Source organism: Pseudoalteromonas sp. T1lg75, from assembly GCF_002964705.1.
GTDB lineage: Bacteria > Pseudomonadota > Gammaproteobacteria > Enterobacterales > Alteromonadaceae > Pseudoalteromonas.
In genome coordinates, this window is the sequence record NZ_PQCD01000039.1 from 1 (window position 1) to 338 (window position 338).

Annotated in this window: 1 pseudogene; it reads right to left on the bottom strand. The window is 51.2% G+C overall.

Annotated features, from left to right (window positions below):
• A pseudogene (locus tag C2M36_RS10110) lies at positions 1-338 on the bottom strand (S8 family serine peptidase); the annotation flags it as partial.

A 338-nucleotide genomic window follows, 5' to 3' on the forward strand; every position in this document is an offset into this window, starting at 1 on the left:
GCATTGTTAAAGCTGTAGGTTTGTACGCCCGGGGGCAGAATCTTTAAGGTTACGGCCTGTTGTTTTAGCTGGCTATCCTTGTGGGCGGTGAGGGTAAAGACATAATCACCCCACTGAGTTTTGTTTTTGGTTGGCACTTCCAGGGTAAAAGGGATGCCCGCGTTGATTTCGCGGTGCGACAGTTTTGCCCCGGGTAACGAAGAAGCGAGTGAGAGTCGCAATGTGCCGCTAAAACCATCGACGATACGGCTGTTACAGTTGAATGTGGCGGTCTCGCCGGCGTTGATGGTGAGTACCGAGCTGGCGCAATGCAAATTGAATTGTGGGTCTAATTTAGG